This window comes from Fibrobacter sp. UBA4297 (assembly GCF_002394865.1).
In the GTDB taxonomy this organism is placed as follows: domain Bacteria; phylum Fibrobacterota; class Fibrobacteria; order Fibrobacterales; family Fibrobacteraceae; genus Fibrobacter.
Window position 1 is genome coordinate 167,394 of record NZ_DGUZ01000023.1, and the last position, 23,329, is coordinate 190,722.

General features: G+C 49.0%; 18 protein-coding genes. All 18 read right to left on the bottom strand.

Features of this window, described 5'->3' with window-relative positions; all coding sequences use genetic code 11:
• Positions 1–21 precede the first annotated feature (21 nt).
• The gene (locus tag B3A20_RS14555; RefSeq protein WP_290766321.1) at positions 22–1,653 is read right to left on the bottom strand and encodes a carboxypeptidase-like regulatory domain-containing protein; all 1,632 of its coding nucleotides are present in this window, start codon (positions 1,651–1,653) and stop codon (positions 22–24) included.
• The gene (locus tag B3A20_RS14560) at positions 1,650–2,486 is read right to left on the bottom strand and encodes a TIGR02147 family protein (RefSeq protein WP_073425402.1); all 837 of its coding nucleotides are present in this window, start codon (positions 2,484–2,486) and stop codon (positions 1,650–1,652) included. The genes B3A20_RS14555 and B3A20_RS14560 overlap by 4 nt, the downstream gene beginning before the upstream one ends.
• 98 nt (positions 2,487–2,584) lie before the next feature.
• Positions 2,585–2,965, bottom strand: coding sequence for a hypothetical protein (locus tag B3A20_RS14565; protein ID WP_290766324.1), 381 nt, complete (start codon positions 2,963–2,965; stop codon positions 2,585–2,587).
• A gap of 9 nt (positions 2,966–2,974) precedes the next feature.
• Positions 2,975–4,264, bottom strand: a complete 1,290-nt coding sequence (locus B3A20_RS14570; protein ID WP_290766326.1) for a GGDEF domain-containing protein — start codon at positions 4,262–4,264, stop codon at positions 2,975–2,977.
• A 110-nt stretch (positions 4,265–4,374) separates the two neighbouring features.
• Positions 4,375–5,355, bottom strand: a complete 981-nt coding sequence (locus tag B3A20_RS14575; protein WP_290766329.1) for an SGNH/GDSL hydrolase family protein — start codon at positions 5,353–5,355, stop codon at positions 4,375–4,377.
• 186 nt (positions 5,356–5,541) lie between these two features.
• On the bottom strand, positions 5,542–6,357 hold the full coding sequence (locus B3A20_RS14580; protein WP_290766331.1) for a PDZ domain-containing protein: 816 nt from the start codon (positions 6,355–6,357) through the stop codon (positions 5,542–5,544).
• Positions 6,358–6,423: 66 nt separating this feature from the next.
• Entirely contained in the window at positions 6,424–6,783 is a 360-nt protein-coding gene (locus B3A20_RS14585; protein ID WP_290766333.1) for a hypothetical protein, read from the bottom strand.
• 13 nt (positions 6,784–6,796) lie between these two features.
• On the bottom strand, positions 6,797–7,735 hold the full coding sequence (locus tag B3A20_RS14590) for a hypothetical protein (RefSeq protein WP_290766336.1): 939 nt from the start codon (positions 7,733–7,735) through the stop codon (positions 6,797–6,799).
• 22 nt (positions 7,736–7,757) lie between these two features.
• Positions 7,758–8,675: a DUF6345 domain-containing protein gene (locus B3A20_RS14595; RefSeq protein ID WP_290766338.1), complete on the bottom strand. Its 918-nt coding sequence runs from the start codon at positions 8,673–8,675 to the stop codon at positions 7,758–7,760.
• Between the two features lie 199 nt (positions 8,676–8,874).
• Positions 8,875–10,770 carry a hypothetical protein gene (locus B3A20_RS14600; RefSeq protein WP_290766341.1) on the bottom strand — a complete coding sequence of 632 codons (1,896 nt, stop codon included), beginning with the start codon at positions 10,768–10,770 and terminating at the stop codon, positions 8,875–8,877.
• A gap of 200 nt (positions 10,771–10,970) precedes the next feature.
• Positions 10,971–11,591, bottom strand: coding sequence for a hypothetical protein (locus tag B3A20_RS14605; protein WP_290766343.1), 621 nt, complete (start codon positions 11,589–11,591; stop codon positions 10,971–10,973).
• A gap of 179 nt (positions 11,592–11,770) precedes the next feature.
• Complete coding sequence (locus B3A20_RS14610) at positions 11,771–14,488, bottom strand: helicase C-terminal domain-containing protein (RefSeq protein WP_290766346.1); 2,718 nt, start codon at positions 14,486–14,488, stop codon at positions 11,771–11,773.
• Between the two features lie 13 nt (positions 14,489–14,501).
• On the bottom strand, positions 14,502–16,271 hold the full coding sequence (locus B3A20_RS14615) for an Ig-like domain-containing domain (RefSeq protein WP_290766349.1): 1,770 nt from the start codon (positions 16,269–16,271) through the stop codon (positions 14,502–14,504).
• Positions 16,272–17,621, bottom strand: coding sequence for a signal peptidase I (lepB, locus tag B3A20_RS14620; RefSeq protein ID WP_290766352.1), 1,350 nt, complete (start codon positions 17,619–17,621; stop codon positions 16,272–16,274).
• 12 nt (positions 17,622–17,633) lie between these two features.
• Positions 17,634–18,398 carry a LytR/AlgR family response regulator transcription factor gene (locus B3A20_RS14625; RefSeq protein ID WP_290766355.1) on the bottom strand — a complete coding sequence of 255 codons (765 nt, stop codon included), beginning with the start codon at positions 18,396–18,398 and terminating at the stop codon, positions 17,634–17,636.
• Positions 18,399–18,410: 12 nt separating this feature from the next.
• Complete coding sequence (locus tag B3A20_RS14630; protein ID WP_290766358.1) at positions 18,411–18,839, bottom strand: copper resistance protein NlpE N-terminal domain-containing protein; 429 nt, start codon at positions 18,837–18,839, stop codon at positions 18,411–18,413.
• Positions 18,840–18,885: 46 nt separating this feature from the next.
• Entirely contained in the window at positions 18,886–19,779 is an 894-nt protein-coding gene (locus B3A20_RS14635) for a formylglycine-generating enzyme family protein (RefSeq protein ID WP_290766361.1), read from the bottom strand.
• Between the two features lie 33 nt (positions 19,780–19,812).
• Positions 19,813–23,244 (bottom strand): hypothetical protein, encoded by a 3,432-nt coding sequence (locus B3A20_RS14640; RefSeq protein ID WP_290766364.1) that lies wholly within the window; start codon positions 23,242–23,244, stop codon positions 19,813–19,815.
• Positions 23,245–23,329 lie beyond the last annotated feature (85 nt).

Genomic DNA, 23,329 nt, shown 5'->3' on the forward strand with positions numbered 1-23,329 from the left:
CGCACTTAAAAGGTCTAATTTTTAGAAAAGAGCGCCATAAAGCACTATATCGTCCAGATAGAATTCTGTTCCATTTCTTACGAAGAAATGCAGCTGGCGGACATCGTCCTTGAGCGTATTCCAGGCGATAAAGCAATTTTCATTATCCTGGGCGGTATAGCACAGGTCATCGTATTTCACGACGTAACGCGTCCATTTCTGCGAATTCAGGTCCTTCCATTCCGAGGCAGCCTTGAGCGAGAGCCCTGCGACTTCGGATTCACGGGTCCAGTTTTCAAGAGACACGCGAATCTGGCCCGAGCCCTTGGCATAGAACGAAATAGAATCGAGCGTGGAGAGGTTCCAGCCTTCGTCGCGGAGGAACATACCCGTCAGGACCCAAGCGTAAGTATTGTTCGTACCGATCAGATTATACTTGCCATGGAACACTTTAGACTTGCGTTCCTTATCATCTTCAAAGGCCTTGGAAACAACCTTGGAGCCGATGGAATCCACGCTAAAGTACCAGCTCGTCGTATCCTTTTCGATATCCTCGAAGTCCTGCATCACGACATACGGGTAATCGAAATCAGCAGAGCCCTTGGAAGGCGCAATGCGCTTTGTTACATACAAGCTATCTTTAGTAGTGACAACATAGATATCAAGCGAATCGTTCGTCGGGAGCATCGGGAGTGTAAACGTTCCTTCTTCGTTCGTCTTCGTCAAGACGTCAAGGCCATAGACACCCACCCAGGCATACTTTTCGCCGGCATGGAGCGTCACGCGGCTCATGTAGTTTGCCGTCTCCTGGAGCTTAATCGTATCAATCGCAGCAATCTCTTTTGCCGAAAGCACCTTGGAATAGGCGGCGCCCGACTGCATCACCGTGAGGCGGTAATCGCCAGACTTCAAGGAATCAATGACAAAGAGGCCATCCTTGTCGGCATAGGCGTCCGCCTCGGCAATGACGTTACTCACGTGCAGAGAATCGACGCGCGCGTCAGCCTTGCGGATTGCAAGCGATGCATACGGAACAACCTTGCCATCTGCCACCACCACAAACTTAACCTTCCCGGCGTACGGGTCCGGCTTTTCGGGCTGGAGGTCAATCATTTCCGTTTCGTTCGGCGAGAGCTTTACAGCCAAGTCATCATAGACCGTGTTGTCGTCACCGCGCAAGAAGTACACCTGCAACGAGTCGTTCGACGGCAACTGCGAGAGCATAAAGCGGCCGGTCGAATCGGAGCGCACGAGCACGTCCATGCCGCGCACGCCCACCCAGACAAAGTCGCAATCTTCAGGCATGTCGGCCAAGCCGCCAAGAGCGGCCGTCGGTTCAAGACTTACATCGCCCAAGGTCGTATCGCCCGAGTAAAGTCCAGTGTAGGCAGAACCGCCATACACGATCGTCAAGCGGTACTTGCCTTCCGGAGCCTCGAACGAGAAGTTACCGAGGGAATCCGCGTAGAAGTCCGCGTTCACAATTTCATTAGTAGCGCTATCGGCCGTCGAAGTGTGATCGACACTCCTGACCGCCACACGTGCATAAGACGCCACTGCGCCATTGCCCAAGTAGGCAATGCCGTTCGTCGTTTCGCTGCCGGGGCCTCCTGCGACCTTATCCGAGCAGCTCCAGAGCATAAGAGCTGAAAGTATGCAGGCTAGCCTTTTCATTTTGACTTCTCCTGCAATTTCTTAGTAAATGCAAGCGGGAACAGCTGAACGTTCAGCTGGAACACCGTATCGTCACCCGTGCCATCCTGAGAAAGACGCAGCAAGTCCGAGCGGAACTCCTTGATCTTTTCGCGAATGAGCTGGATATCGTTCATGTTGAACGTCATCGTCACCGTGCTGATATCGCGCAGAGGAGGCGCATGCCGTTCAAGCGATTCACCCGCAAGGCGAATCGTCTCCTTCTGGAATGTCCGAACCGCTTCGGATCTCCAGTTACCACCTGTACTCACAAATGTATCATTCACTTTCCAGTACCCGTCCTTACCCTCAGAAATCATGTTCAGGTCGTGCAGGAGCTTGATGGCATCCTTCGCCTGTTCCACCGTGATAGCCGGCGTGCAGCATTCGGCAAGACCTTCATAATCATCTTTAAAATTACAAATACCGATTACAGAACGGATAGCGTTGTAGTACCAATGGCGGTAAAATTCAAGTTCTTTTTTGGCAAGGCGCTTTAAAGGGATGCCCTTCAGTGCCTGCATCTTCTCATAATGGTTCAGTGCTTCCTGGTCGCTTTTCGCGCGACCGAAGTACACGAGTTCCGACCAGTAGGCAGTTTCCTTTTCGTCAAGCTCGAAGAACTCTGCCATCGGCTTGATGAAGTTTACCGCGAGGTGGATCTTGCCCTGCGAAATGCGGAGGAGGTTGCCGGGATCTGCGCCGAGCTTCATAGCCATGTATCGCCAGGATATGACGGTCTTACGCTTCTTGAAATCTTCAAAAGCATCCCTAATCCATTCGCGATAATCGGTATATTCAAAAATCGGTTTCACAGAAATTCCTCACGGCGAGCTGCCGACACTAGACAATGCGGGCGGTTTGAACCTCTATAAAGATATCTATATACAGCTCAATCGGTTAGGGCTAACCGCTATCGTTCGTTGTCGAATTTTACAACGGGCGCCGAACCACCAGAGCAAGTCGCCTGCCATGTACATTCCGGCAAATCGCTAAAGCGCGAGTCGCTACAGCGGCCAACAAAGGCAATAGCACCATTTTCCTCCAGGCTATAAACGACTTCGTAAGAGATTTCGACAAGCTTGGACTTGAGCACCATCGGGTCGCGCATCACAAGCGACGTGATTTCTATCACACATCTATCCTTGTGTTCCGATGATTCGGCAGCATCGTCCGCCGCATTCCAGTGCAGCTGGACCTGTTTGAAGTTGTCCACTTCGGGGTGCTTGGTACACGAAACGAGCAGCAAGGCAAACGCGACAACAGTGACAGCAAAGAGCCAACCGCGAACCATGGGGACCTCTTAATGGTTACGCCTGAACGTCGCGACCGTCACGCGGTTACGCCCATTCTCCTTCGAAGAGTAGAGCGCCTTGTCCGCACGGGCTATAAGAGACTTCGGGTCTTCGCCCGGCACCATTTCGGTCACACCGAAGGAGCATGTCACCTGCTGCTGCGTAATAAGCGTCGAGGATTCAACCGCCTTGCGCAACTTCTCGGCGAGGAACGCGGCATTCTGGATGCTCGTATCATCGCTCAAGATGACAAATTCTTCACCGCCCCAACGCACGAGCGAGTCCGTATTGCGGATCATGCCCTGCACAAGCTTTGCGAGATTCACGAGAACTTCGTCACCGACGAGATGTCCGTAAGTGTCGTTCACATTCTTGAAATGGTCAATGTCGAAAATCATGAACGAGACCGGCGAACCCGTGCGGTTCAGCTTTTCCTGTTCGCGGAGGAGCACGCCACTAAAGCCAGCACGGTTGAGGCAGCCCGTAAGCGGGTCTTCCTTGCTCGACTTTTCATATTCGCTCTTTTCTATTTCGAGAGCAATGAGGTTCTTCTTGAGTTCCTCTTGCTTTTTCCTGTTGAGAGCGCGTTCGCGGCTGTAGTCAAAGAACCTGATAATCAAGATGATAAGGAAGGTGACAAACCAGAGAGCGACAAGCGTCGTCACGAGGTCCACCTGCGAAATCTTCTTGCCCTTGAAGCGAAGCCCCTTGATTTCCCAGCCGCCATAGCCGAGCGGAGCGTTCGTACCGGTCTGGATTTCAATGAGCGGAATGTTCGAGAGGTCTACACGCGCCTTGTGGACGTTGATTTCGTTCTGGGAGACCCACCAGCCTGCCACGCGGAATTCCTGCGGGACAAACACGGCCGGGTACGGTTCCTTGGTCGGAATAAATTCGATTTCGTTGAACTTGAGGGATGTCTCGTCGTTCTTGCGGTAGAGAGCGCTATCGTAACCGCGCATGTAAAGACGGACGGAGCCCTCGTTACGCGGCTTGAGCCACACGAATATGCTATCGTAGTTGGAGAGGTCGCGGCCCATGGTCTTGCCATCGCCGAGGTAAACCTTGATGCCCACGTACGGGTAAGCATAGCCTTCGCGGAGTTCGTATTCGATAAGCACGGAGCTATCGGTACGCGTCATGGAAATGGCAGAGGTACCCCCATCAACCGAGTCGGCACTTGCGACCACGTAGGGGTATTCGCCAAGATTGATGTCCAGGACGTCATCTAAGAAATGCCTATACGCAAACATGGCTACGGCAGTAACCACAAGGAGCACAATAATCAGGAAATTCATCCTGAAAAGGGCATAAGCTTTTCGCATAACTTTTGAAGACATAATCACATATCCATTTTTGGCATCAGTGCTTTCTAAATATATAAAAAAGGTTTTTTCCCGTGCCTAAATTATCTTGAAAGCCACCGTCCAAGCCGTGCTATTATGGGTCTCAGCGTGTTCGCGAGCTCTTCCTGGGAATGGACATCGGGGTGACCATGCAGACCGACATTCGATGTAAACACGTGTTTGTATTCCAAGTCCTTGTGACCAGCAGCAACTTGTTCATCGTAAATCGACTTAATTGTCGGTCCAAGGTCATCGTTCGGCCAAACTTTCGTGGAAACGAGCAAGAATTTCACGCCGGGATGCGCCTTGCGAAGTCTATCGAGCAATTTGGCGTACGCTTTTTTGAATTTTCCTTTATCTGCATACGGCGGAGTCCCCTGAAAATCGTTAATTCCTTCAAAAATCACGACAACCTGCGGGTGGAACTTTTCCAAATCCCAGCGTTCCGGTTTCGGATACGAGGTCACGGAGCCCATGACCGTGTAATCATAGAGGCGTTCGTACGTCCATTCGGGCACCATGTTGTCGTAGTTGCGCACAAGGCCGCGTCCGCTGTAGGCATTGATCTGGTAGTCGGCGTTGAAACCGCTCGCAAGGAGGTAGGCATAGCTCTTGGAGGCGTTCGTCTTGTCGAATTCGGGAGCGTCTTCGGCGGAGGAGCCTTCGCAGCCATAGCCTGCGGTAAAGGAATCGCCGATGAACTCGATGCGGCGACTGGAGGGCTTGGGGGCTTCGCCAAATTCGCCATCGACGGAAATGCCGTAGAACTTGATTTCGGGAACGCCGCTTTCGCTAATCTTGATGAAGCGGTACTTATGGAAGGAGCCGTCGTCCTCAACCTTGATGGAACGTTCTTCCTTGGCATCGACTTCGAACTGGTCGATTTGCCTGCCGTCGCGGTCAAGGCGCCAGCGGGAATGGCCTTCGACCGTAAACGTAATCTTTGAGGCCTTGGCGTTGAACGTGATGGATACGGCGGGCGCACTCGCGCGGCTTACGCCGCCTGCATGGGACCAGCGGCCATTGAACAGAAGGTTTTCCATAGAAGAGGATGCTCCGAAAGAGTACGCGGCTAGCGCACCCAGCAAAAGGAATATGCGGACGAAATTCATTGGAGGAATGATAGTAATTTAGACGAAAAACGAAATACGACAAAGCCTCCAATTCATAAAAAAGGCCCCGACTTTAACAAATCGGAGCATTCACAATCTAAATAGATTGCAACTTAATTATTTCAGCATAACATTTTTTCCACTAACAGAGCCGTTGTGCTCGATAGTTACCATATAACGGCCACTGAGAACATTCTCCAAATTCCATTTCAGAGAATTATATCCAGATCGAGCGTTTTCATAAACAAACGTTGCAACCACAGAACCATCAGCATTCATAATGGTAATTACAGCATTACCGGCAGATTTCAGTTCAAAACCAACCGACGTTCGACTCAGTTCTTTCAATATCGCCGATACGTTTTTATTTAAATTGGGCCGTTTCACTTTGTGGGCAAACTCGTTCTTTTTTTCGACATAAACCCCATTTAGCCCTCTAGCAAAAACCGGCGATTTCGACTTTACCAACGTTCCGTTTTGCAACACAGCCACCAGTCGCTTGTCACCTTCAGTCGCACCAGCATAAGTTTCAATCTCCTGAGCATTTAACTCAAACTTATTGCCATACCAAGATTCAATTTGTTCACTATCCAAATCCTTTACCGTAATCTGAGTACGGCGAAGCGTTGTCGAAAGTGTATCACCATTGCTGACGAAAATGATTTCAAGTGGTCTATTTTCCTGTCCACGAAGTTTCGACTTCGACACTTCAATAGACATACCTTTAAGCGATTCTCCATCAACCGCAATGATAATATCTTTTGCTTGTAGCTTGGCCTCTGCAGCGGGTGTGCCGGGGATAACCTCCGCAACTTCAACACCATCTTTTGTTTGACAAATCGAAACACCAATACCACTGAAAGATTCAGAAGCAAAGAGGGATGTCACCGACATCAAGAAACACAAAGGAATTGAATAAAAACAATTTTTCATAAAACCTTCAAAAAAAATGTATAAACACCACTTTTAATGAAACTGTACCTTTTCTTAAGCAATAATCTACTCTCTAAAAATAACAGTCTTAACAAAAAAACGCTTTCTTTGTAGCACGAGATATTTTGCAAACAGCATATCGTTCGGAATATCCACTTCAACCTCTGCCATGCAACTGCATGACGTACTAACACCACCTTTCGTTTTCGCATCCACAAATAACGTATCACCATTCATATCAGAATAAAGTGAAAATTCAATATCTCCACAAGAAACCGGAATTTCAATATTCGCATATACCTGACCATTGGCCCTTTTCTCAAAATACACTGTATCATTCGTCGCGGTCTCTTGAATTTCACTATCACTTTTAGACAACGTTTGTACAGAACGATCCTTACAGCGATTCTTTATGCTAAAATTCAAATTGCCAACGTCTTCACTTGCGGAGCACGAACACAGAACCGCTAACGCCGCCATTAGCATAATGAATATGTTTCTTCTTACCATTTTTATAATTCCTCCATGATTTAAGTGAATGCGGAGCATCTATAATTGTAAATACAGATTCCCCATTATCAAGTTCCATAGTTGCAGTATAGGATATACACGGATGCAATTTTATTTTGCCACCATCTTCAACTTCACAATACGCCTCTGCAGCACTATTGGCAACTACAGATTTAACATTTCTTCTTTCATGAGTCTGTCTATTTTCCAAAGAATCAATGGTTGTAGAAACAACCTCACCTAACGCATTTTCATTTTCATCTACGCTTTCTTCTGTTTCAACGTATTCCAACGTTGTTTTCAAATCACTCATCATAATTTCAGCCCATTTGAGCTTACCATCTGAATCTAAAGCAATCGTAAGGTAATCATACGCACTACGAACAATTCTGTTATTATACACTCTTTGATAATTAAAAATGTAGCCTATTTCTTCAGCTTTATCAGAATAAAGATCAAACTGTTGTTCTACATCAAGAGATATAAAATCAAATTGTTTAGCAATAAAATCGGGTAATAGTTTTTTTAGAACTAACTCACTAAACTTCGATTCATTTTTTTTCATCTTATCCATAGCAATACGGAACTTATCATTTTTTATCCGTAACGAATTATCATCATTTTTCAAGACGCTACATTTTCCTTTTAAAGAAAGCATAATCAAAGACTGCATCTTCGACGTTGTATCCACATCTACCACAAACGACTTTCTAGAATTTTTTCGTACTGTTGTAGAAAAACTCATACGGTGACCAGATATCAAATGTCGTTCTTTCAAAAACTTTTTTGCTGATTGATCAAACCTCAAATTTGGTTTTGAATAGGATACGCAAAACATCAACAAAATAGTAACTAAAATTTTCATCATAAGAAATAACTTTCCTCTTACCTTAATTATATTTAGGATAACCAATAGAAACAGCCTTGAATCTTATCGAATACACACTAACGCTGCCATCACTTACAGGAGCATCATAAGAAAGCGCGTACGATTCTAAGGACATATCCAACGCATTTCCATTTGTCCCCTGTTTATAGAAATAAGCAATAGCAGGTTTATACCCCGTTATACCAGCACTATAACCTAACGCGCTATCATAGTTAAAGTTTTTATAAACTTTTTTCACAGCAGATACATAAGAGTCCCATATTCCATTTCCATCTTTAATAAAGTATTGTGCAAAATAATTAAAGCGATCTTCAGTTCGCCAACGAGCACTACTATACCAATGTTTTTTAATCGTTCCTTGCCACCCAACTGCATAATTACCCAAAATAGCATGAACCCCATTAAACATACTTCCAATTACAGCCATTTTATTATAATCAATATTTTCATTATCACTCAAGCTACCACTCAACCGATCACTCTTATTCACATTCAAAAACAAACACGCCTCAAGGAAAACCCAACGAGTTTTCCCACCAAATCTTTTTGTATTGATTCCAAAATCTTGTTGTTTATCATGGAAAAACAGCGTTTGAGGTTCCCCATGCCCAGAAAAGAAAACGATTTCTGAATCATCAGTATAATCCGTCAAAAAGCTATTCGCAGTCGCATTAGCATTTTCCCGATCACGTAAATGTCGAACCGTCGTATTAGGGTATTTCGCTTTTATCTGACTAGTCATTTGTTCAACAAATCTATTCTTATCAGCAATTGACCGCGACAAATCATTGCATCGTTCCACCCTTGAATAATCATTAATCGCATACGTAGACACATTCACCTCCGTAGGAGCTCGTAATAAAACACCAGCATATACAGAGTAAGCCGTAAAAAGCATCATTAAAGATAATTTCTTCATTTATTCATTCCTTCATTGTCATCCACAATATATACAAAATAAAAATTTAAAACAAGAAAAAAAAAACTTTACTCAAAATTTATTTATTCACAAACTAAAAAAAACAACTCACCTAGTCGATAGTATTCTTTTATATAAAAAGACCCCGCAACGGTGTGCGGGGTGACATTGCAAAAGAGCGGAACGGCAAAACAAGCGCTTACCCTTGCGGGGCGGTAGCCTTCTTGCTCAGGACCTTGATTTCTTGGATAAACGAAAGGTCGAGAGAGAACTTTTCTTCCTTGCCGCTTTCCTGGATTTCGACAATCGACGGGGATTTCGCGAGGTGGAGCGCATGCACGTAGAACATCTTTTCCTCGAGCTTTGCGTTTCGCTTGGTCTTGTCCATGATCTTTGCGGCGAGCGGGGTGCCCACGGTCTTTGCGTAACGGAGGACCTTCACGAGATCGAACGTGCTCAGTTTCTGATAAACGCTACCGTACTTGGTAGAATCCATCGTCGCCTGGGCAGAGGCTTCATCGGCTTCATCGCGCAGCTCGTAGTCAATCTTCTTTGCCTCGGGCCATGCAATCGAGAATTCGGCCTTCCATTCTTCTTGGGCGGCTGGCGTGCGGTTTTCGCTCGATTCGCCTGCACACGGGAAAAATCCGTAGTTTTCGAGAATCTCGAGTGCGCGCGGTTCCTTCTCGGAATTCAGAATAAAGCCGTAGCCCGGAATATATTCTTCGGTGCATTCCATGAACTGCGGGAAGCGTGAAAGTTCGCTAAGCACTTCGGCGCTTTCAACCTTCAAAAGGCGGGCCGTGCGCACTTTGGCGCCGTAGAAAGAGGCATTCCATTCGGCAAGCGTCGAAGACACGTTCTCAGGAGGCTTAAGCCAGTTGCGGAGATTTTCGACTTCGGATTCTGGGAAGCCCGACTTGAGGCCTGCAACATACGTTTCTTTTTCGAGCGTAAAGCAGAGGAACGTTTCGTCGTTCTTGACTTTTGCAAGGCATGCGAGGGAGTAGAGCACACGCGGAGCCATGCCAGTCGAGACGACCAAGTCAAAGTTCGGGAGCGCGGTGAGATTCGCTTCGGGAATCGAGGCGATGGAAGTTTCGAGCCAGTCCTTGCCGGACTTGCTTACGACAACCGCAGTCACCTTGCCTTGAGCCATGCGGAAATCGACAAGGCCCAAAATCCAGAGTTCACAAAGCGGACGCGGCAGGAATTCCCACGGCAAGACCCTGTTCTTTTCTTGCAGGCGGTAAGACGGGTCCATCACCCAGAAGAGCTGTGCGGCGTCAGCAGCGGAGAGGCCTTCGCCAATGCTGTTAAGCAGACGGGCGCAAAGGTCGCGGTCGCCGTGGAAGCGTTCCTTGATCCACCAGGAAATCACGTCCTGATGGAGGCGGAAACCGTTCTTGTGAATAAAGTCAATAGCAGATGCGGACGGGAGCAAGAATGTATTCTCGCGTTCGAGCCAGCCGTTCTGCACAAGGAAGCTGAAGATGAGCGAGATTTCCTGTTCGCAAGCCTTTTCAGAAACGTGGCGGGATGCGGTAAACACTTCGGCACAGATCTGGCGGCCACGGCGGTGAAGCGTTCCGTTCGCGTTGATGCGGAGCTGCTTCTTTTTGGCATTTGCGAGCACGACGCAAATATGCCAATCCAAGAGGTTCTGGAAAGAAATCAGCGGAGATACCGTGTCGATTTCGCCTTCGGGCTTTATGTCAAAGCAGCCGACAAAATCGCTAAAGCCCATGTAAATCGGCGTGCCACCCACAAAGGAACGGTAAATCAAGTACTCGCGGCACATCGAAAGGAGGAACGTCTGGAGTTCGCGGTTCTTGCTCACAGGAACGGTGAGGCGAAGTTCATTAAACGCAAGGCCCCTGGAGCCACTATTGTAAATCAAGTTCAGGCAGCGGCGCTGCCACATTTCCATCTTGGAAAAAAGTCCCGCAACGCGTTCCTTATCGGAATAGTAAGAAAGCGTTTCGGACTGGATGAGAGCATTGTTTAAAAGGCCCTTTTTGCCGAACGCCTTCGCGTGGGCGTTACGAAGCAAGGGCTTGGACATTCCATCAAAAAAAGCACTTAAATCAAACATTATGCACCTGAGAACGGGAAGCCAAATATAGTAAAAAATAGGCCGTTAGTTAAGGGGCTACACACGTGAACAGGTGCCGAGCAGTAGGAAGTAGACAGTAGGCGGTAGGAAGGAAATGCTAGGTATGAGGTCGGGCTTCGCCCTTTCGGGTCGCTACGCTTTGGGGTATGGAGAAATGTAATCCAGAAAGAAACACAGAATCATCGACGTTCTTCATAGTAGCTTGATTCGCCACTACCGCTGGCTCTAATATCTATATACCCCTTTACAGGAGGCTTTTGTGGTTCAGATTGAGCTTTAGGAACAAAAATACTATTCTGATTCGGCTTATCATGAATTCTTTTAAGATTATCGCCTAATTCAAAAATAAACTTACCATTTTCCTTCCTAAAAGACAATCCCGTCCTTGGATTCCAAACAGACGAAGAAAACATCTGAGAATCTCGCCAACGGCTCCATTCGCCCCCAATAGGTCTCGTGCGATATGAATTTCCTTCAATCCAAGCTAAACCTTTCAATTCAATTCCATTTAATCTATCTGCCTGACTATAAATATTTATCTGAGTATAATTCAACATACAATGGTCTATTTCATATTCAACATCATTAGCTCTATATTCAGGTTGGAAAAAATAGCATCTCCCCTTTTTCGCATCAACACGAATTTTTCCATAATAAACACGGCTCAAAGCTTCAGCCATTGTTTGACCATTAGAATCTTTTATCTGCAAGAAAAATGGTTTGAATTGAAATTCATAAGCCATAGTTTCTGCAACTAGACACAAAATCAAAATTGTAATAAATTTTAAAAGCCTATTCATAAACATCTCCATTCCCATAATACTTTAATATATCATTTTTATTTAGAAAAGGAGATGCCGCAACAAGTGCGGCATGACAAAGCAACAGGAATATGTAAGACAAAGCCAGCGCGGTGGCGGGCATGACAAGTCACTGGATCCTTCGACTTCGCTCAGGATGACACATTGCAAAGCAAGATTTACTTCACGAAGCGTTCGATGTCGGAGACGGAGCCTGCGATGCGCTGCTTGAAGTTCCAGATGCGGGAGAAGGTCTTGCCGTAGCGTTCGAGGACAACGCGGTTGTCCAGGATGAGGACCTTGCCAGAATCGGAATCGGAGCGTAAGAGGCGACCCATGCCCTGACGGAGTTCGATGTAGGCTTCCGGGATAAAGTAATCCTTGAAGAAGTTCTTGTTAGCAGCCTTCATCTCGTTCGTGAGGCCTGCGACAAGCGGATCGCTCGGGTTCGGGAACGGGAGCTTCGTGATGACGAGCAACTTGAGCGCATCACCCGGGAAGTCCACGCCTTCCCAGAGGCTTTGGCAACCGAGCAGGCAAGCGCCACGTTCCTTGCGGAACATTGCCACAAGGCCATCGAGCGAGCCATCGACATGCTGGCAAAGCAAAAGTTTGTTGCGTTCGGCAAATGCCGGGGCAAGCACGGCCTGCGCCTTCATCATCGTTGCGACACTCGTAAAGAGCACCATCGTATTTTCTTCGACATTCGGGAGCACATTCAAGAGCGTCTCGTTCAAGGCATCGCCAAATTCTGGAGTCGAAGGCTTCGGGAGGAACTTTGCAACCATCACGGAACGGCGTTCGTTCACATCGGACTGTTCCGTATAAACGCGCACGAACGGCTGTTTGCCAAGACGCAAGTTGTCCATGCCCATCTTCTGCAAGAAGTACGTGAGGTCGGCCTGCACAGAAAGCGTTGCGGACGTAAACGTTGCGGACTTGATCCACGGATAGAATTTTTCTCTCCAAACGTTACCGGAATGGAGCGGGAGCGCATGCAGCTTGATGGTATGCGGGTTGAACGGTTCTTCCATGTAGAATACCCAGTCATTGCGACCCGCCTTTGTGACAAATTCAAAGTCTGACATGAAATGGCCGATTTCTGTCATGCGGCTATCGAGATCGCTCACGACTCCCTTGAGGCTATCCATGTTCGCTGTTGCCGCAATGAGTTTTTCGGCAAAGCCACGTGCATTATTGTACTGTTCAAGGAACGTTGCCGGGTCTGCTTCGTATTCAGCGAGGATGCTGTTCGTGTAAGTAAAGCCGCTGCGGCCATTTTTCTGCTTGGCAAGCTTCTTGCCGATTTTCATGAAGAAGCGGTGCAGAGCCTTTTCGGCTTCGCCCAAAGCTTCGGAAAGCTTGTCGCAGAGTTCATGAAGTTCCGGCTGTTCTGCCGGGATACGACTTGCAATTTCTGCAATGAGACCATCGCCACCCGCCTTGGAAGGCTCAAGCGTCTTCGCGATGTTTCTGAATCCGAAAAACGAGATGGAGCGGCCAAATACCTGGTTGCTGATTTCGGGCAGGCGGTGCGCTTCGTCAAAGACGATGTGTTCGTAAGATGGGAGCAAAGCAAAGTCAAGCTGCAAGTCCGAAAGGAAGAGTGAATGGTTCACAAGCACCATGTTTGCATTCATGGCCTTGCGCTTTGCAATGAGCGCCGGGCAGTTTTCGTGATGCGAGTGGTTTTCGCCGTTGCAGCAAGAGGCGCTGCACGAGAGCTTGGACCAAAGCACACGATTGCGGCTCTGGCTAAAGGAATTGCATTCGTTGATGTCGCCCGTTTCGGTCGTCAAAACCCACGGGATAAGCGCCATGAAGGAATCGCGTTCTTCGGCGGAGAGGAGCGTCTGCGGGTGCATCAGCAGCTCTTCGAACTTGCGAAGGCAAAGGTAGTTGTCGCGGCCTTTCAAAATTGCCGGGCGGAGTTCGCCATTGTAAATCTTTGCAATCTGCGGGATAGCTTCGGTCCAGAGCTGCTCCTGCAAGGTGCGCGTTGCGGTACTGATGAGCACGCGTTCACCCGTGATAGCCTTGTTTGCGGCGGTAATGAGGTAAGACAGAGTCTTTCCGGAACCGGTCGGAGCTTCGAGCACGCAGAGGCCGCCCTTGTACATGTTGCGTTCCATGACCGAGGCAAAATCCTGCTGATTGTGGCGTGGCTTATAATCATCGACAACAAACGAGATGAATCCACCTTCCTTGAAAAACTCGCTCACGCGCGGAGCCTTGGACTTGGGCAAAGCTTCCACAGCAGGGGCGGCAGGCAACTTGTACTTCGGAGGAGAAAGTTTTTCGACGTTCGAAGTAAAGAGCGTCTCGTAGCCGGAACCCTTAGCCACTTGAGAAAGGGCATCGTAAATCCACGGGTCCATCGTAGAAATTTTTTCAAGAGCCTTCACGAACAAGCGTCCGCAAGCATCGGCGTCGGGCAAGGCGCGGTGGGCACGGCTACGTTCAATGCCCAGTTCCTGCACGAGCGTATCAAGGCGATGGTTCGGCACATCCTGGAACGCAATGCGCGAAAGCGTGAGCGAATCCCAGAACACATGGGAATCGTAAGAAATACCGACCTTCGTAAACGTCTGCTTCAAGAACTTGGAATCGAAAACGGCGTTGTGCGCCACAATCGGGAGGTCACCGACAAAGGAGCAAATCTGGCCTGCAATCGTTGCAAAGTCCGATGCACTTTCCAAGTCGGTCTTGTTAATTCCAGTAAGCGTTTCGATAAACGGGCGAAGCTCTGCGGAAGTGGGCTTCACCAGGAAATCGAGATTTTCCTTCGGTTCGCCATTTTCAAAGCGAACAAGCGCGACCTCGATTATTTCGTCTTTTTCGAAATCGAGACCTGTCGTTTCCAAGTCAAGCGCTACAAATGCTGGAATCTTTACCATCTTAATCCATCCTTTAAGGCAATGCCGGAAGGTTCGGCATCAGTTGTTCTAAATCGTTTGCTCCACTCTTAATCTTTAGCGTATCAAGCGGCGCGCGCCATGCAGAACCGTATTTGAAAGGTTGCAAGGATCCGCCATTGGGCAAATCCGAACCTTCCGCTGCATAATAATAATCAATAATGTAACCGCCCTCAACGAGGTCGTTAAAAGCGAAAGCCCCATAACGGGAACACTTTGCATATTCAAATTTTCCAGTTTCGACAGACTTGAGGCGTACAATGGCACCGCTTTTGGCGCCAGGGATTCGCCCCACCATCGAAGCCAGTTTCAACTTAGAGATTGTCTCGAAAGTTAGCTTACCTTGATATTTTGTCTCAATTACTGTATCGCGGACGCCATTACTGTCAGCCTTTGCCAAAGTCGTATCCTGGTATCCACGCAATAGGGAGAACTTACTATCGGTCGGCCAGGGCTCGCCACGTTTGACAACAAAACGGATAGGGTCGAGCTTACGGACGGAAACCTGAGTTGTATCTTTATTCTCGACGATAAAGAACATGTCCTTCAGGGAATCAAGCACTGGCTTGTTATAAATCACGACAAGGGAATCATCCGGGAACGCACTTTTCGCCTTTCCCATGACCTTGACCGTCTGGATAGAAGGTTCAAGCGTATCGGCTTCCATCTCTTTCCATTCGATTTCGGCATAGTTGCGGACCGTATCCAAAGCGCGGTTCAGAGAATCGTGGCCAGCCATGCATGTAAATTTGTACAAAACTTCGTCTTTCGGTTTCGGGTCAAAGTAGAACCGCGGAGCGCTCGACGTACCGAGATACACAAGTCGCGGATAAAGCGTATCGCCCGTGGACGAAGAAAGAAAGCAGTTGGATGTATCGGCAAAGGCAGAATCGAAATAAACACGTCGCGTAAAGTTCGCTTCGAGAATATTTGCAAACGGCTGATTTACGTTGTCCATTTCCAGAAGCGAAGTATCCTGGTCGGCAAGGGCTATCCAAAGCGTATCTTGCGTTGATTCATCCAGATGCAAATCCGAGATCCAGACGCCCGCAAGTTCCGACGAAGGCTCAATCTTGTGGTTGCCATTGCCATCGACAAAAGCGACAACACGGTAGCGCCCCGCCTTGAGGCCCGTAAACGCGAAGCTACCGATGCTATCCGCTGCCGTGAGGTAAAGCGGCTCTTCCTTCGTGAGCATCGGAAGCGAATCAAGCACCTTCGTGGTCGTATCGCGGTACTTCTCGAGATAGCGTTTGGACTCACGTTCAGGCCCCATCAGATAAAGACCTACGCTCGGATAAGCTTTTTTGCGAACAAGAGAATCCGGAACCATCACGCGGCCGCTAAGCGAAAGCGAGTCAATCGTTGCACCCGTCGAGAACACCACCTGAAAAGGCTTTGCAAGAGCGTTTCCGCGCAAGTCCTTGATGCCACCCGCGAATGTCACAGTGTAAGTTGTACCGGTATCGAGTTCCGCACGCGAATAGACTTCGAGCGTCTTGCCGTGAACTTCGTAACGCAACTTCTTTTCAATCGGAGGCGAAATGGTTATGGCCCCACGCGGAATCGAAGCGTTAATCCATTCATCAAATTCCAGTTTCACATAAAGTTCATTCGGGTGGTTCGCCGTCTTTGGCGCAGGCAAGACTCCAGCCACACGCGGCGGGAGCTTATCTTCGGGACCGCCTGTCGGCGCCACTTGCGTTGCACAAGCGGCAATCATCAGGCACGACGCCAAGAAGTATGCCACACTCGAAAACTTCATTTACTTAATCAGGTCGATAATCTTGCCAATGCGGGTGAAACGAATGCGGAACGGAATGCGCCACCAGGTGAACGGGTTCCCGAGAGCAAACTTTCCATCATCATTTTCAAACGAGAAGTAGATGACAAAAGCTTTTGCACGGATGTTGCGGAGCGAGACCACTCCCCAGTAGCGGCTATCGGCAGAGTTGTCGCGGTTATCGCCCATCATGAAGAACTGCGGATACTTCACGACATAGCGGTCTATCTTTTCGGAACCCAGATAAAGGCTGCGCTGGATTTCAAAATGATTCTTTTCGACAACTTCAGCGGTGTCCGTAGAATCCAGGGCAGGCGTTGCCACATTCAAACGTTTCACGTTGCCTTCGAGATCCTGGAGAATGGAACCTTCAAACGATACATAGCTCACCGGGCGCGTAAACCCGCTATTCAGTTGCGGATCGTGCGGATCGATCAAAGGCAAAAAGCCAATCTTCGCGATTTCCCTAAAATAGTTGAACGGCATGGCGCCAGATAAAGTGTCGCCCTGCATAAAGCGTTGCTGACGAACAGTCCTATTCCGGTCGTACATCGACTGCAGCAGGAGACCGCGGTCATTTTCAACCGGGAACCTGAAATCCGTAAACACGTAATTGTTGTTTTCGCGGCCATTACGCAAAAGCGAAAGTTCCAGGCGCACGGAGGAATCCGGATTTTCCTGGGCCACGAGCGAACGTAGCCACCAGAGCTTCACCATCGAAAGCGAATCGACAAACAGCGTATCGCCAACGGACGGCACCACAAATTCTTCGACTTCATCTCGCGGCGAGAGCGTGCGCACACTGGCAGTCCACTTACCAAATGCTGGGAGAGAATCCTGGCGTTTGCCATTCAAGAAGAGCTTGCCTCCATGCACAGCAACAGTATCGCCACTCACGGCGACGCAGCGCTTGATGTAATCCTTCGGGCCATCACCGTAATGCACAATATGCGGCTGGCCATTTTCAGGAGAGTGGTCCCAGTAGTAATTCCCAAGCATGAGCGCATTGAACAAGTGCGTGTAGCGTTTGGGATTGTTATCAGGATATTCCGGTTCACCCGGATAACGGAAGATAACCACGTCGCCATGTTTCGGTTCGGTATAGCCAGGGAACTTCTGGTTCGAGAACGGAATCGGGGAACCGTAAGTGAACTTGAGGCCAAGCAAGAAGTCTCCCGTCTTGAGGGAATCTTCCATGGAACCGCTCGGAATCTGGAACGCCTGGATGACGTACTGGATGACGATTAGCGCAAGGACGACAGGGACAATAATTTCACGCGTAAAAGTTTTCAAAAATTTCTTGGCTGATTTTTTTTCAGGTGTCTGTTCCATCAGGACTCCAAATTACAGGCTCTTAACGGTCTTAACAAAATTGCGGCTCACCGTAATCTGCGTGCGATTTTTGTCACGGAGCACCACGCACAGGCGCCCACTATCGTTCTTGCGGATTTCGGCGATGTAGTCAATGGCAACTAGGTGCGCTCGGTGTACGCGCACAAACTGTCGCGGGTCCAAGCGCTTTTCCAGTTCAATAAGCGTCTGGTCAATCACGTACTGCGCAGTAGTCGTGTAAGCGGTCGTGTACTTTTCCTCGCTCTGGAAACGGATGACCTCGTCCATGTTCACAAGCAGAATACGGTCGGACTGCTTGACCTGCAAACGCTGCATGTAAAGCCCGCTTATGCTCATCATCTCCTTGAACTTTTCCCACGAGAAATCAGCAGGCACACCTTGGCCGCTTTCGTGCGGCATGCGCTTGCGGAGTTTGCTCATCGTCGCCTGCAAGCGCTCGGGGTCAATCGGTTTCAGGAGGTAATCGACAACGTTCTCTTCGTAAGCGCGGAGAGCGAAATTATCATACGCCGTCGTGAACACGATAAGCGGGATATCGTCTTCGTTGAGCGACTTCAGGACCTCGAACGCATCCATGTCAGGCATCTGGATATCGAGGAAAACGACATCCGGGTCGAGGTCGTGAATTTTTTCAATGGTCTGTGTTCCCGAAGACGCTTCACCCAAAATTTCGATTTCACTCGAATAAGCTTCGAGCAGGGAGCGCATTCGTACACGAGCTAGAGGTTCATCATCGGCTATTAACGCAGTAAACATATTCTCCCGCTCTTACTTTTTAAACTTTTTATAATAACGGACCATGACCGCTTTTAAGCCATCGGCATCGCGGTACACGTTTCCAAACTTCAACAGGGCCAGGTTCCCGACTTTGTCGCGTTTGAACGCCCAGTGGGCATTACTCTGCGAAATGTCCAGTTTTACAACGCTATCAGCGTACACAAACGTTCCGTGAAGCGTATCGACATGCAGGGAATCCTTCAAGACCGTTTCGATGACCAGGGCAGATCCATCTTTTTGCAAGTCCATTTCTAGGACTCGCTCATTGCAGTCATCGCAAGGCATTTTGCCCGAATAGTAGCCAAAGACATCCGCAGGGATTTCTACAGGAGGCAAATCAGGAAGCGGTTCCTTCTTTTCTTCGGAACAACCCACAAAAAATCCGCAAAGGAGAGCGGTTACAGCAATGGCATATTTCATGCGCAATAATCTAAAAAATTTCAAACAAGGCAAAAGGAGAACGACTTTAAAAACCGGTAGAATAGACCAGTCTAAAGCCAAGAGTAGCCTTGGACTGAGCCGGGCTCAGCTTTTCGCGTTCTTTCGGGGCTAGCGCGGTTACCTTGTCCGACCAGCCGCCCCCGCGAACAATGCGGTATTCGCCGGACTTGGGGCCGACATAGTTATCGCTTTTATTTTTTGGATAAGCGTCATACCAGTCGTTCATCCATTCGGCAACGTTACCGGCCATGTCATAAAGACCATATTCATTCGGCAATTTTTGAGCCACCACATCCGGACCAGCAGTTTGTCCATAATAGGCATACTTAGACGCCTCATCGGTATCCCAGTAATATGTCGTCGTGGCGCCGCCACGAGCCGCAATTTCCCATTCATTTTCTGTCGGGAGCCTTACTGCCGCTACCGAATAGTTAATCGTCAAGCCAACCAAGACAGATTCCCTAGAAATGTACTCGTAAACGTAAGCCGTATCGAGCCCGGCTAACTTTGAAAACGCATTGCAGAACAGAACCGCATGGTACCAGTCCACGTTTGAGACGGCCCTACTTTCGCCTTCCTTAGACTGTTTCGGCAAGTCATTCATGACAAACTCATAGACCTTCTGGGTCACTTCGGTCGATGCGATGGCAAAGGAGTTTACTCCAAAGGAATTCACGCCACGAGTAATTGAAGTCTTGGGAATCTGCACCCAGTCGAACAAGTTAAAAATCGAGGGATCTATTTTTGACGGGTCGTTACTCGAAGAGGATTTGGGACCGGAGGAAGACTTGTCACCATTGTCTATCGGGAAAGCGGCCTCGCTTTCGACAGCATCGCCACTTGCCGTGCACGCAGCAAATAGAACTGGCGCGCACAACGCAAGCACAAGGCCTCTCAACAGATAAAGTCTACAATTCATGGTTTCGCCCCCTTTTCGCCCCAAATATATCCGCTAGCGGACTACGCCCACGCGGTAAAGTTTCTGCTTGGTCTTGCCACTTTCGAACTTCACCTTCAGGCGTGCCGTATAAACGTCACTGCCGAGATTACGCAAGTCGAAATTGGCTTGATTCTTGCCAGCCACGCCATCTGCGATGTCCGTCTTGAAAACGCAGAGTCCCGTGATATCGTAGAGTTCCAGCTTGATGGACCGCGGCTTTGCACCAAGTTCCATACGCACCTTCGCATCGCCACCGCGCACCGGGTTCGGATAAATAAAGAATTCCGTAATCTCGTCCTTCGACTTTACGGCGTTGACATCGCCAAGCTTAGACGCATCGAAGAATCCTGTACGTTCATTGCCTCCCGCCGGGAGCGCCCATGCACCAGCAAACCTTTCAGCACCGTTAGCCGCCTTGTCCAAGCGGAATGCGGTCACAGAATTTCTGTGGAATGCGTAAAGTTCCGGTCCCTTGGAATCCTTGACCGCATCGGTCACGTAAATGCTCATCGGAACAATTTGCGAAAGCGAATCGTTCATTTCGTAACTGCCCGCGGCAATCGGGAAGCGTTCAGAAACGCGCTTGCCCTTGCCCGTGTAAGCATACACAAGGCCATCGCTTGAAGGCACGAGAATTTCAGGAATCTTGTCGCCCGTGACATCCACAAGAATCGGGTCACTATGGAATCCGACGATAGGCGTACCGCGATTAATCATTACAGGGAAGCCTTCTACCGGCACACCGAAGCGGTCGAGCGCGTAAACGAGGTTATCGCCAAGGAACACGATTTCAGGGTATCCGTCGCCATTGATATCGCCAAGAGCAAAACCAGACATTTCGTCCTTGAGACCGCTCGTGCCACGAGAACCGCGCTTGTATTCCTGGTTCCATTCCGACAAGAGCTTACCCCCTTCACCAAGCTTAAAACTTGCAATTGTTCCGCGAGAACCAAGCATCACCGCCTCAACGGTTCCGTCACGGTCTAAATCTGTACAAGCCACGCGGAACTTTTCGCCACTGGCGGCAGACACCTGCGAATAGCCAGCCCTTTGCTTGCTAAAGCTCGGGCGTTCATCGGCCTTGTCTTCGAGCGTAAACTTGCGCATGAAGATTTTTCCTTCATCGCCCACAACAACGCCAAAGTAATCTTTCTTGTCCGTCTTGCAAAGGGCCATGTCCTGCGGGCGAACGCCTTCCGTCGAAGTAAACGTACGAGTCATTTCGTCGGTCAAGTTCACCGTCCAGAATCCCGAATCAGAGGCAAAGAACAAGTGCGAGTTCGCAACAATCGGGCCGACCAGAGCCGACTTGATTGTAGGTGCTCCCGAGACAGATTTCTGCAAGTCCATTACATCTTGCATCGGGACGCCGGCATTAAACGATGTACGCACTAGATACTTTTTATGCAACGAATAGACACGTTCTCCATCGCCTGCAATCCCGACAAGTGCACCGTAATTCGGACCCACGCGATACAACGGCTGATCCACCTTAGCCTTGTTTTTCGAGACCTGCCCAATCACGACAGACGTATCCGAAGCAAAAAGGGAATCGCCAAGAGCGTTCATCGCCTGGAGCGTTCCGTCTTCGGAGGCAAACACAATCGCCTTGCCCGTCTCGTCATCTTCGTAATTGACGAACACCGCACCGCGCACCGCATTTGCAAGCCCAACATTCTTCGGGAACTTCGAATTCTCGATGCTGCCGTCATCGACGCTAATCGTCACGCGAATCACCGGAGCGGCAAAGTTATACACGCTATCGCCTCTGAACGAGTTTGCGTTCCTTTCGATACGGGCATCCTTCGGGATCTCAACAGAAATCTTGATTCCCGTATGACCGCCCTGCGTCGTAGCCGTATTGGCATAGCCCGTCGGGAGAATAGCCATGACAGTATCCCTGGGCTTCTTGTCCTTTGAATAGCGAGCATGCGGGAGCAGGTCGGCACCGCTTCCGAAATCATAGGCGTCTTCTCCAATGGCATTCTTGAAGGTTTTGCCAATGCTCAGCACGCCATCAGATTCCACAAGCGAAAGCCCGAACTGGTGGTCGCGATAATCATTACCGCCCCAAAGGTTTGCAGCCCCGTACTGTACGGTTTCGCGCAAGTACCAGTCGTTGACTTTCCACACGGCAATGCCGCTTGCCGGGAGAGCGGCATCAAAGCTGCTCACGCCCAGAACGAGACCCTTTGCCATGTTCGTATTACGCTTGCACTTGCCATCCGTGCAAAGGCTGTCTTCAAAAACTGTATTCAGGCTATCCGCAATGACCGAGCGTTTTTCGACATCGTTATTTTGCTTAGCCTCGCCAAGATAAACCGTCACCATGCCGTCTTTGTCCCAAGAACGCTGACGATTCTCGATCAAGATGTACTCGTTTGCGCTTAAGGCGACCTTCACGATTTCGGTGCCAAGGCCACTACCCGCCGCCGCAATATCAACCGTCACCGGATGCCCTGCCGTCGGGTGCACTTCCTTGACATTCGACCAGCCCATGTAGGCACGTTCCCATGCAGCCGGCAAAACCGGGAAGAATCCGTTACCCGTATTGTAGCCTGCAAAATCCATCACATCGAAATAGCCCAGGCGAGAAATTCCTTGGACACGGTCGTAGGTATCGGGCATGCCAAGTTCACGGCCAATCTGGTTCACCACAATACCGTTAATGCCCCAGTTCAGGCCATCCTGCGACGCCGTTTCGCTCACCACCATGATGCTCTTGAGCGTATCAATAGCAGAACCCTTCAGCACAAGGCCATTGTACAGGGAATCATCAGAAACAACAAGCTCCGGAAGCGAATCACTCTGCAGGTAAATCCAGTCCGGCCTTCCAATGTAAATATCCAGGAAATCCCCCGGAGTATTTGCGCCCTTAGTCCCCATGCTGCCGCCATCGAGCAAGCGGTTAGCACCCGCATGCGCAATCATGAACGAACGTCTGGTATTCGGATTTTCGGAAAGCGGAATCTTGAACGGAGATCCATCTTCGGACTTGTGCGCGGCCATCACCGCGTCATAGACAAAACGCAAGTAGTCATGGCTACGGGCTTCGTCATACGCAGCCGTCTTTTCGCCCTTCAGTTTCTGGGTTCGGTTATAGTCGATTATCGGCTTGTTGATTTCGTAAGCCGTCCCATTTTCAGGGAATATCGTCGCCTTGATGACGAGTTTGCCACCGCTCGCCGCCTGGTAATAGGAATTCGCAAACTGCAAATGCTTTTCCCAGTAATACTTGTTCCCGCGACTTTCGGAGGGGTCCAGGTTATACGTTGCCGTATCGGAGCCAAATCGCCCGGTACCTGTAGTGAGCGAGTTATCCGGAGACTCCTTTTTAAACTGCACACGCAACACAAAAACTTCGAGCGTGTCCGCCGCATGCGTGAAAGACGCAAAAGAGAGGACACCCAAAAACAATGCGAAAATCTTGGCATTTAACTTCATGTTTATAATTTACTAAAATAGAACTTAGAACTTAGAACCTAGAACTTAGTTTTTTAGGTTTTATAGTCAACTTAGTAATAGGAAG